This window comes from Hutsoniella sourekii ATCC 700629 (genome assembly GCF_000518205.1).
GTDB lineage: Bacteria > Bacillota > Bacilli > Lactobacillales > Aerococcaceae > Hutsoniella > Hutsoniella sourekii.
On the sequence record NZ_JADD01000040.1, the window covers coordinates 1 to 12,319 of the forward strand.

General features: G+C 37.5%; 16 protein-coding genes. 2 read left to right on the top strand and 14 right to left on the bottom strand.

What is annotated here, in order from left to right; translation table 11 throughout:
• Positions 1-179 precede the first annotated feature (179 nt).
• Positions 180-353: an SHOCT domain-containing protein gene (locus T408_RS12105; protein WP_157060787.1), complete on the bottom strand. Its 174-nt coding sequence runs from the start codon at positions 351-353 to the stop codon at positions 180-182.
• A gap of 684 nt (positions 354-1,037) precedes the next feature.
• Between T408_RS12105 and T408_RS0108595 the strand changes: the two genes are divergently transcribed.
• Positions 1,038-1,325, top strand: a complete 288-nt coding sequence (locus T408_RS0108595) for a DUF6442 family protein (RefSeq protein ID WP_028119562.1) — start codon at positions 1,038-1,040, stop codon at positions 1,323-1,325.
• Positions 1,325-1,522 (top strand): helix-turn-helix transcriptional regulator, encoded by a 198-nt coding sequence (locus T408_RS0108600; RefSeq protein WP_028119563.1) that lies wholly within the window; start codon positions 1,325-1,327, stop codon positions 1,520-1,522. The genes T408_RS0108595 and T408_RS0108600 overlap by 1 nt, the downstream gene beginning before the upstream one ends.
• A gap of 202 nt (positions 1,523-1,724) precedes the next feature.
• On the opposite strand, the gene T408_RS0108605 is transcribed toward T408_RS0108600, so the two are convergent.
• The 13 genes from T408_RS0108605 to T408_RS0108670 all read right to left on the bottom strand — a co-directional run.
• Positions 1,725-1,943, bottom strand: coding sequence for a recombinase family protein (locus T408_RS0108605; protein ID WP_028119564.1), 219 nt, complete (start codon positions 1,941-1,943; stop codon positions 1,725-1,727).
• A 57-nt stretch (positions 1,944-2,000) separates the two neighbouring features.
• Positions 2,001-2,174, bottom strand: a complete 174-nt coding sequence (locus T408_RS12110; RefSeq protein WP_157060788.1) for an SHOCT domain-containing protein — start codon at positions 2,172-2,174, stop codon at positions 2,001-2,003.
• A 147-nt stretch (positions 2,175-2,321) separates the two neighbouring features.
• Positions 2,322-3,344, bottom strand: coding sequence for an N-acetylmuramoyl-L-alanine amidase (locus tag T408_RS0108615; RefSeq protein ID WP_028119565.1), 1,023 nt, complete (start codon positions 3,342-3,344; stop codon positions 2,322-2,324).
• A gap of 1 nt (position 3,345) precedes the next feature.
• Complete coding sequence (locus tag T408_RS0108620) at positions 3,346-3,777, bottom strand: phage holin family protein (RefSeq protein WP_028119566.1); 432 nt, start codon at positions 3,775-3,777, stop codon at positions 3,346-3,348.
• On the bottom strand, positions 3,774-5,174 hold the full coding sequence (locus T408_RS0108625; protein ID WP_028119567.1) for a hypothetical protein: 1,401 nt from the start codon (positions 5,172-5,174) through the stop codon (positions 3,774-3,776). Before T408_RS0108625 ends, T408_RS0108620 begins: the two co-directional genes overlap by 4 nt.
• 8 nt (positions 5,175-5,182) lie before the next feature.
• Positions 5,183-6,988 (bottom strand): hypothetical protein, encoded by a 1,806-nt coding sequence (locus T408_RS0108630; RefSeq protein ID WP_028119568.1) that lies wholly within the window; start codon positions 6,986-6,988, stop codon positions 5,183-5,185.
• An 11-nt stretch (positions 6,989-6,999) separates the two neighbouring features.
• Complete coding sequence (locus T408_RS0108635) at positions 7,000-7,362, bottom strand: hypothetical protein (RefSeq protein ID WP_028119569.1); 363 nt, start codon at positions 7,360-7,362, stop codon at positions 7,000-7,002.
• Entirely contained in the window at positions 7,362-10,157 is a 2,796-nt protein-coding gene (locus T408_RS0108640) for a phage tail tape measure protein (RefSeq protein WP_028119570.1), read from the bottom strand. Before T408_RS0108640 ends, T408_RS0108635 begins: the two co-directional genes overlap by 1 nt.
• Before the next feature lie 175 nt (positions 10,158-10,332).
• Complete coding sequence (locus tag T408_RS0108650) at positions 10,333-10,710, bottom strand: hypothetical protein (RefSeq protein WP_028119571.1); 378 nt, start codon at positions 10,708-10,710, stop codon at positions 10,333-10,335.
• Positions 10,710-11,279, bottom strand: a complete 570-nt coding sequence (locus tag T408_RS0108655; RefSeq protein WP_028119572.1) for a major tail protein — start codon at positions 11,277-11,279, stop codon at positions 10,710-10,712. The genes T408_RS0108650 and T408_RS0108655 overlap by 1 nt, the downstream gene beginning before the upstream one ends.
• Complete coding sequence (locus T408_RS0108660) at positions 11,269-11,598, bottom strand: hypothetical protein (protein WP_028119573.1); 330 nt, start codon at positions 11,596-11,598, stop codon at positions 11,269-11,271. The genes T408_RS0108655 and T408_RS0108660 overlap by 11 nt, the downstream gene beginning before the upstream one ends.
• Positions 11,599-11,602: 4 nt before the next feature.
• Complete coding sequence (locus tag T408_RS0108665) at positions 11,603-11,980, bottom strand: HK97 gp10 family phage protein (protein ID WP_028119574.1); 378 nt, start codon at positions 11,978-11,980, stop codon at positions 11,603-11,605.
• The coding region (locus T408_RS0108670) for a phage head closure protein (protein WP_235731634.1) at positions 11,977-12,319 on the bottom strand (343 nt) is incomplete at its 5' end. The genes T408_RS0108665 and T408_RS0108670, both read right to left, overlap by 4 nt.

The window sequence follows — 12,319 nt, forward strand, 5'->3', positions numbered from 1 at the left end:
TCTTGAGCATCAAAAGACTCAGTTTGCGCATCCATTGCAGTTGAGACACGTATATAAGCTGCCACTCTCTTCTTCCTCTTTTTATTTACTTTATTTGTTTCAATTTTGGTTACTTTCTTCACCTTTCCACCTCCTTCGGCATGTGACATGTTACCTCGTAATCAGCTATACATCAACGTTTATAGCATCAATTCCGCTAAGTACGGGCGATAAAGTTCAATGAATGCAATTTTCATTTCCTTGAATTCAATTTGGCTAATTAGCCCCACTTCTTTCATTTGCGTGATGACTTGTAAACTTATGGCGAATTGTATTTCATTCATCGCTTCATCCGTCGTTAATTCTTGAAGCATTTAACCACCTCCACCTCTCTTAGGACATTCAGAGTGGTATTGAGTAACCTTCTACAATTAGCCAGAAAATTAGTGCAATTCGGATGTTTTAGACAAAATAAAGAAGCCTATCTGGTATTGCAGACAGGCTTAAATCAATATATTGGTATTACGTTTATTTGTTACGAAAATCAATTAACATTTTTTTCATAATAAGTGCATTTCGATAATCTCCCTCAAATGCATTGTCGATATATCCTTCAATTTTTTCAGGAATATATGGTAACCTGAATAATTCATAGTTTTTCTAAAAATGTCAATTAATGTTGTGATTATAGTACTTGTAGTAAATTACTTCATCACCCATTAGGTGATGAAGTATGTTGCTTTAAATACTATTAAATCAATGTTTAGAAACAATATTAGTAAAACTATGAATTATTCAGGTTCATATTGAAAGTTTAGATTATTCTTAGTAAGTTGAAGAATTCTATGCTTTAAGATCTTAAGATTCATTACTTCCACTTAAAATGATATTTTTCAACCCTAGACTAGAGTGGTTTCTGTAAGGTGTTTATCATCTTTATTATTTAACTCTCTAATTATCTAAGTGATAAATGTAAAAAGTATTTGACATTTATAAATAGTTATTATACAATGAAAATGTCAAAAGTATTTGACATATAGATTCGAAGGAGGAATATAATGCGTAAAAAAGATGAAATGGAACAGAAACTGTCGAATAGGTCTATGAAAATAACATGGTTTGTAACAGTAATGACTTTGTTTATTATTGGATTTATTCAATTGTATAACACTGGTGAAAGAAATATTTTCCTAGTTATTGCATCTTCATCGGTGATTTTAAATCTTTTCTTAGAGCGTTTCTATCTATCAAAAGTAAATAAAGATCGTAGTTTTATAAAGATTGTTGCACTTACGATTGTATTAATGGCTATTATGTTATTGATAGTTTGGTGGTCAGGTAGTTAATGAGAAATAATATAAGGGAATTACGAAAAAAAAAGAAATTATCCCAAGAAGAATTAGCAATCCTATGTGGCGTGACAAGGCAAACAATCAACGCCATTGAAAATGATAAATACGATCCTACTTTGCAACTAGCCTTTAATTTAGCAAAATTTTTAGATACACTAGTAGACAATTTGTTTGATCCAGATGAATTATAGCAATACTACAAGATAAGTTTTACGAGTAGAATCGGTACGGTTAACCACACAACTAAGTAGCCAAGGCCCATTTGTAAAATATTAATTTAAAGCATCTCACAAGAGGTGCTTTTTTCATGCCCAACTTTAGGAGGTGATCATATAAACATATTTTCAAGATTATTTAAATCGAGGGCTGAACCAAAGAATAGCTTATTCGGTTCTACTTCTGCATGTTTGTTCCCGAAATACCTTCGTCAGCGTAAATTCCTACTGGTTCCCATTCAGGTTTTTGTTTAAATAGTTGTTGATAATGTCTTTCTTGGGCTTCAAAAGACTCCGTTTGAGCATTCATTGCAGTTGAGACACGTATATAAGCTGCCACTCTCTTCTTCCTCTTTTTATTTACTTTATTAGTTTCAATTTTGGTTACTTTCTTCACCTTTTCACCTCCTTCGGCATGTGACATGTTACCTCTGAATCAGCTATACATCAACGTTTATAGCATCAATTCTGCTAAGTAAGGCTTATAAAGTTCTATTAATGAAACTTTTATTTTATTGAACTCAACTTGGTCAATAAGTCCTACTGATTTCATTTGATTGATGATTTGCAAACTCTTGATGAAGTTAATTTCATTCAACGCTTCTTCATTTGATAATTCCTGCACCATCGAACCACCTCCAACTCTCTTAGGACATTTAGAGTGGTTTTGAGTACCCTCTACAATAAGCCAAGAGCGTCTCTCGAATCGGATGGTTTAAGGCAAAATAAAAAAGCCTACCCGATACAATGATCAATGTAGGCTTGTTCAAATTGATTATGTAAATTTCCCGTAAGGCACTGTTGGTGTCCCCGCACTTACATACTGAGTCGTTCCTTGATATGACTGATATTTCAACCAAATAAACCCACTTGCTTCAAGTACCTCATCATAGTTAACTGTTTCTCCCGGTTCATATTGAGCTGGTACTTTCCCATAAGCACCTGGCTGATTTCTTACATTCACAGTTTCAGTAAACTCAAACTGACCTTTTCTAGGAACAGCGTGTCCTCCTTGTTTAATGGTAGATGATTCATTTTTCACTTTGTCTGGTGCTTGAACGAATAACTTCGTCTCTGGATAAATTAAGTCCTTATTTTCAATTTGATTCCATAAAACTAAATCATCCACAGACACTTTATGATTTTTAGCAATTTTGGAAAGTGTGTCTCCCACTTGAATAGTATAAGTAGAAGGAAGTTGTTGTGAGCCGTCACCACCCTTAGAATCGGATGTCAAATCAGAACCTTTAACAGGCTCACTTAGATTTGCTAAATCTCGTTTGAATTTATGCCATTTAGCCCAATTGTTCCACTGCCAATTTCCGGGGCACATCTTCCCTGACGCATCATAATGACGAATAACCCGACTGTCTGGAATGTTATATTTTTTCTGAAGGTGACGAGTTAACAATAACATTTGTTCATAAGTTTTTGGATGAAAGTCCCAGTACCAAACATTCTTGCCAGTTGAGGTGTCCTGACATCCTTCAATACCAATCGAGTTATTATTAGTTGCACCATAACGATGGTAACCATTGAATTGACCTAATCCAGAATTATAACCGTCACCGATATGCCAAGCTGGTGTATCATCTTCAACCACTTGAATAATTCGGTTTGGGTCAACAAAATAATGCGCCGATGCTGATCGATAGGTATGTCTAAAATAATCAGCATTTGCCTGTGCTTGGCCTGATGCACCCACAAAATGAATCACAATCCATTGTGGTCGATTAGCTCCTTTTGCACCCCGGTTTACTTTGGTTAAATCTTTTTTAATCGAAAATAATGTGCCCATATTATTTTTCCTCCTTAGATTTAGAATCCGAGCTTTCATCACTATTTAATTGCTTCAGTGCAAGCCTTAATTTGTTCGGAATAGGCAAACCAATCGCACTTGAATTTTCGATGATTGACAAACCTTCATTCGAAATATAGAAGAATATCACGGCTGTTCGAGTCAGTCCATTAGCTTCCGTAAGTAAATAGACATCAATCATATGGGCAATACCTACCATAATGAATATCATAATTTTTCTAGCGATGCCTTTGAAACCAATCGTGCTGGACAATTTTCGTTCTACTCCTGCACGAAGCACTCCTGTGATATAATCGACAACTACAAATGCTAACAAAGAAAAAAGGAATCCATCTGGACTCCCTAAATACCAACCAAGTAGTACACCGATGCTTGCTGCAATCGCATCGATATATTTTATACAAACTTTCACATGTTCTCCTCCACTTCTGTCAATGTATAAGTAATCTTCATCGTTTTATCTGCCGTCTTTAATACAGGTGTCGGTAAGTTATTGATCGTTCCTAAATAAGGCGCGTGGAGATAGAGTGTCTTACTAAATGTCGCGTTACTGTAATTTGTATGCACATTGTATCCTAAACGTAATGGACCAAATTCTATTAAGGGAGTGGAAATATAAGATAATTCGTACCCCGCTGTTCTCATAACTTGGTCATCTTGATCAATTATAAAATCGTATCCACAAATATAATCGCCCCACTGATAAATGTAATTTCTTGTATTCTCACCTGCAGAATAGTTACTTTTAAATCCCAATTCAATACTAATGACATCGACCGGATTGTTTATATTTATTTTATAAATCTTGGTAGCATCAGAACTAAAAATATATAAGTACTTTCCATACAATAGACTGTGGTTTGTTCGCGTAAAATAATTATAGGAATTCGTGGAATAACCTCCTGGAACATTTAATATTATTCCTTCTAGCTCCCACTGGTCTATTGTTGTGGAATAATCTTCTTTTTTTATTCTTAGTCGATTTAAAGTTGTCTTATTATTATTTGAGTCTGATCTCCTATTAAATCCATACCAGTAACCATCCTTACCATCATAAAAATTTACTTGAATTGTCGGAGACGTCCCCACAAAAAAAGAGTCTACTTGCAATGTTACCGTCTCTAATGTTTGTGGCGATACCCTAATTACAGGATCATTAAGTCCTAAACTAGTCATTGGTTCTTTAACACGAGTGATGTCGATGGATTTATCTTCATTAGGAATGATTGAAACAAAAATATTATTGATTGGATCAGCCTCCACCATACATAAGTAAAGCTTCATCTCTGCTCTACTGAGAGTGAAACTTACTCGGTTTAACAAAATCGCTCTACCCTCACTACCATGACCATCTCCATAAAATGATTTACCAGCACTATAATGTGTTAATGCGAGAGAAGATATGAGACCATTTGCCTGAGATGTTGAAAATTCCCAAACAAACTTATAACCTCCATCAATTATTGTGGACTCACTCAGATTTAAACTACCCCGATTGGGGTTAGCAGTATCATTCACATCATTAGAAGCATATCCCACTATATTATTATCCACTGGGGGGTAATATTGCGTCGCATCTTCAAGAAGACTATCTTCAAATAATAAAATCCCTCCATAACAAATTTCCGAAATTGGAAACAATTCCTGATTTATACCTGTCGAGCTTCTTTCTATGGGATATAATAAGCCTGACGGATTCTGACTTAAAATATCTGCTACAACATTGGTAACCAAATTATTATGTTGATACACTTCTGTTTGCTTTGTTTTCACATCGGTAAGTTCAATCGATGTTTGCCCTTTTAACATACTCCACCTCACTCTATATTTACATTTAGTTGAGTCTCTGGCTGCCCCACAAAACCTCGTAACGATATACCCTTATAACGAAATCTTTTGATTTCATAATTAAAACTATTTTGAACCGGGCTACTCTTCTGAATGTTGACATTTTCTTTTAATTGTCTATTAAACAAGCTAATACGATTCATTGGAATAGCTTGCCACCAATCATTAACATCCAATCTGCCGTCCCAAGACTCTGTAGAGCCTAGAGATTGACCACTAATTACAGCAATCGCATGGTCTTTTTCAATCCTTACTTTTCCACTTTCTAATCGCAATAGTACCGAGAAATGGTTCATTGTGTTTTCTTGTAAATTAGTCAAGGGGAAAAATAAATTGAGCACATGACTCCCATTAAAATAAGTTTCTATCGGCACATGATAATCAATGTGTTCATAGTTAAGAATATAGGTCACAATAACTCTTGTCGGTTGTTCCACATTCTCTGTCATCTCATATGTTATTGATTCTGTTGGAGTTGTTAATGGAAGCAGACTGACCTGTCTAGTTTGTTCCAAAGTATCTGTTTCCACATCTAGTAGGATTGATGCATTAAAAAGCGCTTGCGTTTCTTTATCTGAAGCGAAATCTATCTGAATAATTGGTGTTTCTTCTGTCGATAACTCAAACTCTTTTGAATTGCTATAGGAATGTACCACCATGTGTTCCGATTGAATTTGATTTAATATCCCGACTAAATTTTTATCATGCTTACTTTTACTTTGCGTATAGGTGGGATTTTTCCCTACTCCAGAAATACGATGCTTCCCATTTATTTTGTACTCAATTTTCGTAATAATTCCTCGAAGCGCTTCACCCTCATAAACTTGTTCAATCATATCCCCTGGATCTAGACTAGGATTTCCAATCGTGGTCGCATCAAAGGGTGTATAATCAATTTGACTGACCGCCTCCAATAATTTTTGACACATGCGTTCACGTTTATCTAACAAGCCAAACTGCATTAATGGATTGTTTCCTAGATTCATCGTTAGCCCAGTATCATTCTCTAAAGCATAGTACTCTGCTATTTTAGTCTTAGAATTGGTCGAGTTAATCGCGGTATAATACGTTCTAAAATCAGAAACACTCGAATCAAAACGGTGCTTGGCTTCAATTTGAGTAACGGGGGTATTGCCATACTGTTTTAGAACCAAACGGCCTAGACGGTCAATTTGTGCAATTGTCCCAAGCGTTGATGCTAAATAATGAAGTAAATCTCGGTAGGTTTCGATATCATGGTCCGGGTAAATTGATAACATCTCTGTTCCGTTCGGCAATATCATCACTTCTGCTTCAGTCATTCCAAGTTGAACTCGACACCTTTCACAAATAAAAGTCAATAATTCATAAGCAGTCCCGAATGTATCCTTAACATTTAATCGTCGATCGAACCGCAACATGAAATCATAGCCTTTGAGCTCTAGCCGTTTATTGGAGCGATTTGCTTCAGAAACTTCAAAAATCCCCATGGGAATAGATTCCTGTCTGCCATCTGCATAGTGCAAGTGATACCTCAGTGAAATCTGGGCTGATTCTAATCGGTAACGGTCTACATTGGTAAATAGACTCAACCCAAACTCTGACGCATAAACCGAGCCCAATTCTATTTCAGATGAACCTGAACAGGAGCGTTGAATGTATCCCGTCCCTTTAAGTATCTCTGCATCTGTAAAATCGATTGTTTCTCCATCCTGAAGATAGAGTTTGCCTGACCAAGAAAACTTTCGCGAGGGCTGATTGATCACTTCTTGAAATTGTTTAGTTGTCAGCTGCATACCCTACCCCCTTAATATTCATGCAACGAAAAAGACACCTCCCATAGACCTTTATAAGAAGTGTCTTTTATTAAATTAGCTGAGAATCCCTCAATATACATATTGGTTGTTTTCAGTAACAAAGTTTCTGTGTCTAAATACCTCACCTGTAACATCGCATTCTTTTTAAGTTCTGACAGTTGCTTTACCCACTTCGGACTACAATTAAAAGAAACTGCAATAGAAACGACCCCATGTCGAATCACATCCCGTTGAACAGTACCCGCTTCCGTTTCCCCACCTGTATCCGCTTCAATATCACGGTATTCCATAGCGTAGGAAGTCGGTAGTGGCAATGTAACGCTATTAATAATTAAATACGTTTGATGACTCATTACCTACCACCACTCCTTATATTCTGTCGTGTTTGAGCATTTACGATGACTTCATCGAGCAAGTTCCCGCCTAAATATACCGGGATAATAATATCTCCTTGTCCTTGATTGTTGTCTGTTAGTTTATTAACTAACGAACCGCTTTCACGATTGCTGTTCGGAATATTACTTGCTACACCTGCAATCTCTACCCCTGCCACTTGTGGTGATATCATCATATCTTGTGCCACTTTATTAATGGATCCTCTGACTAGATGGCGCGACCGTTCAATTCCCTTAGATAAGCCTTGCATAAAGTCAGGCATCCAGCTTTCGTAATCAGTTAAGGGACCTACTTCAGGTACTGAGAAGTGAAGGTAAGACCAAATGATATTCGCAACATTCTTCACAGAATTGACCAAATGGCCAATAGCTTGATTGATACCATTCGCTATCCCTATAACCATATCCCAACCCCAAGTGACCGCCTGTGACGCTAAGTCTCGAATAAAATTCACAGCACCCATGAAACCTTGATAAATAATGTCTTGAAGATTATTCATAGCACTGACACTATTATTCAAGATGGCGTTAAAAGCATTTACTACAATTGAAATGGCATTACTTAATATATTCCCGATAAATGAAACGATATTATTCCAAGCACTTGAGATAAATTGACTGATCGCATTCAACGTGTTGCTAATTGTAGAACTGATAGAATGCCAGATTTGCTGAATAATATTAAACAAGCCACTCATAAACCGAGATGTTGTTTGTGTGATTGAATTCCAAGATTTCGATATAAATTGACCAATACCATTTATTATTTGAGATGTCGTTTGTTGAATTGACTGCCACGTAGACGTTAAAAATTCCTTGATGCCCGCCCACATCTCGTGTGTCGTCACCGTTATGTATTGCCAAGTTTGTTGAATTTGTTGACCGAGATTGCTTAAAAAACTGGTCATGAAAGTCGTAAAGTTATTCCAAAGTTCTTTTCCACCTTCAAGTTTTGCCGTCCAAGTCTCAGATAAAAATAAACCAATCGAATCCCAAGCTTGAATAGTCGCTTGCTTGATATTCTCCCAGATTAAAATCACACCTTCTCGAAAGGCGTCTGATTTATTCCAAAGAAGAACAATCGCTGTAATAATGGCTCCAATCGCTAAAGGTATGGGGCCAATTGCAGCAATCACTGCACCGACCGCTGGAATCATACTTCCAGTTATAAAACTCACTATTCCACTCAACATACCAATGAGCTTTGGTCCATATATCATTATTGAACCCAGTCCTGTCATCATTTGCCCCACTATAATCAGAAGTGGTCCAATCGCCGCCACTAGTACCAATATGACTGCCACAACTGCTTTTATTGGACTTGGCAGTGCATTGATCGCATTTACAAATCCATTCAAAGCACGAACAATCGCTCGCACTGCCGGCATTAAAATATCCCCAAAAGAAATGGCCACTTCTTCTAGGGCTGACATTAATTCTTCTAATTCTCCTTCAAGGTTGTCTTGCATTGTCGTTGCCATGGATTCTGCTGCGCCATCTGCATTGATGATAGATTGTGTCAGTTTGTCGACGTCTGACGGAGCTGCGTTCATGATGGCTAGAAATCCAGACATAGCTTGTTTTCCAACTAAAAGTTCAGCATTAGCCACTTGTTCTGCTTCAGTCATTTGAGAGAATGCGAGACGTAAATCAGTCATTATTTCAGTCAGACCACGCATACTACCATCCATATTAATTGTCTGAACCATCACTTCACCGAATGAACTACTCGTTAATACCAAGTCTCCTTGAAGCTCAGTCATAATCGTACGCAGTGACGTACCTGCTTGAGAAGATTTTATCCCCGCATTGGCCATGAGTCCGATCGCTAAGGCCGTATCCTCAATGGTATACCCAAGTGCCCCAGCAATCGGCGCTGCATACTTAAAGGTTTCACCCATCATCGACACATTCGTATTAGCATTCGATGATGCAGCCGCAAGAACATCTGCGAAGTGAGCGGAGTCTGAAGCTTGTAGTCCAAACGCAGTTAATGCATCCGTGATAATATCAGAAGTTAAAGCTAAGTCTTCTCCTGAAGCAGCCGCTAAGTTCATAACGCCATCAATACCACTTATCATATCAGAGGTTTTCCAACCTGCCATGGCCATATAGTTCATTGCTTCAGCTGCATCAGTTGCAGAGAACTTTGTCTTCGCTCCCATCTCTCGTGCTTTATCTCGGAGTTCATCAAACTCATCTCCAGTTGCACCTGAGATAGCTAGAACCTGACTCATTGCAGTATCAAAATCGGAAGAAGTTTTAACTGCCGCTACACCTAAACCAGCAATCGTTGCTGTAACTGGCATCATCTTTTGTCCCGCTGATTTTACCTTATCTCCAGCTACTTGAAATTGTTCACCGGCAATTGAAACATTTGCTAATGTACTATTCGAAGCATGTGCTTGTTTTTCTAAAGACTTTAAAGCTTGTTCTGTTTCAATGATTTCACGCTGTAAAGCATCGTACTGTTCCTGGCTAATCGTTCCTTGAGCTAAGGCTTGATTCGCACTTGTTTGAGCTTCTTTTAATGATGATAGTTTACTTTTAGTGTCATCGATTGCTTTGCCTAACAATTTATGTTTTTGAACAAGTAATTCAGTGTTCCCTGGGTCTAATTTCAACAGTTTGTTGACATCCCGAAGTTGAGATTCGGTACTTCTGATTTCTTTATTGACATCCTTCAAGGCATCCTGGAGTTTGGTCGTATCGCCACCAATCTCGACTGTGATACCTTTGATTCGTTTTGACATACAACCACCTCACTCTAGAACTTGTCAAAATCATCTTGTGTCGCAACTTGTTGATAAGGGTACTCATCATTCATATTCTCTATAAACAAATCATTCACTAACCCAATTGACAAAAAATCTAAATCAGCCATTGTTAATCCGAGCTGTATTGCCCTTAGGATAAAGAGCGGTGTGCTCATTTCCCTTTCGGTGGCTTGTACTTTTTTCGCTGTTCAGACTCACTTTTTACATTGAGCCCCCATAACTCAATTAGCTGAGGAAGCACTTGATAAATCGAAAAGGTATTAAATTGTTCCAACCACTCTGACGTATCTTCACAAATACTCGAATCAGCATGTTTGGCCATTACAAAGGCAATATTTTCAAATAATTCTAAAGATTCAATATCTAGTGTGGATTGCCCCTCATTATTCTCCTTCACACCCATCTCTAATTTGGATAAGTCCTTAAATATATCTCGTCCATACTTCAAGCGATAAATCCTAGGAATGGCTGCTGACGCTTTAAAAGCTACTTCTTGCCCATCAATTGTAATTTTCTTTTGAATGGCCATTACGGTCCCCCCACTTCTTCAACCGGTAAATAGACTTGACTATACCAAGCGCTATATGCTTCTGTATTTGTGTCATTTCCTGTCCGAGCTTTGACCAACCCATTTGGTAGTGGGCGTGAAGATAAGGATAGGGTTTCAGGCTGGACTTCCCGACTATCTTCATTTGTTTGACCTGCTAAACTTGGTCGAGCGGCGGAACAATTATACATAACATGACGAATTTTATGTTTATCACCATCAAACTCAAACAGAATTGCAAAGTTGGCCGTTTCTGAATTGGCATTTTCAATCAAGACGTTATTGGCATCGACCGTTTCTTTTAAGATATCTGTTCTAAACGAATCAGGAATTAAAGCAATTTCTAAATCACCATCGTATCCCATATTATTTGAGATGGTATAATACTCAATTCCATCTGCATAAAAGGCTTCAGGTTCCCCATTTGGATCCAAAGAAATGGACACTGCCCCGGGCATAGGAACAGGAATCCCAAAATTAAAGCCCTCATCCGTTGATGTGATGAGAGCATAATGAACATTTGATATGTTATATTTGACTTTATTTTTCATAATCAACCTCCAAGGTAAATTGATAAAGAACCTCATACATTTTTTCTGAGTCAATATAGACTTCTGACTTGTTATAAAAGATATGATTTTTATCCAGAATGGCTTCTAATTGTTGTTCCAAAGTAACAGCTTTTTGATCCGTATAAAGTTCAAGACTCACTTGATTCTTCTTTAGGTAAGCGACACCATCTGCCGAGAAATTATCCGATTGAGGATAGAAATAACAAATAAATGGTGGGTCTGGCGCATTTCCTTCACTAAAATGGTCATAAGCATAGGGTAAGCCAATCTCTTTTAACAATTGAATCATTTGTTTCATTCGCTCACCCTTTCAATTCTTTCTCAATATCTGACTCAAGTTGTCTCATCCCAACTTCTTGGGCTGGTAAAATATGTGGTTGACCTTTCACTCTACCGCCTCCACGTTTGGCATGTCCATGTTCCAATAAATGAGCGAGCTGATACCTGTTTCTAGAATGAACAATTAAATGAAGTTGTGTGGCGGTTTCCCGTTCCTTTTTAACTGACCATGATTTTTGATACGCTTTTGTATCCTTTGGAGCATTAGCTCTAATTTCTTTACGGACCGTTTGGCCAGATTTCTTCACAGCTTCCTTCACTGACTCCGTTGCTACTTCAGCATATTCTTGCAAGCCAGCCATGATTTCATTCGCTAACTGATCAATGGCAATTTTCTTCATCGTTCCACCTTCTTTGCGTATAGCTTCATGGTTTTATTCTTATAGTTCATGAAATCCACTCGCTTAATATCATATAAATCACTTTGAAATAGGATACGATGAGCATTGGTCGTCATGTCTTTTAAGATGGATGTATATCGAATCGTAAAGATTAAGTCACTATGGTCAACAACCGTTCCAGCCACAGCGACTTCGCCACTAGACTGACCTCGAGAATCAACGAAGGCAAAGCAAGTATGAAAAGTTTCCCATTCTTCATTCCAATTGCCTATTTCATCTCGAGTAGAATGGGATGCTTGAATTTCAATTCGAGCATTCAAGTTAGATATTTTCATTAGA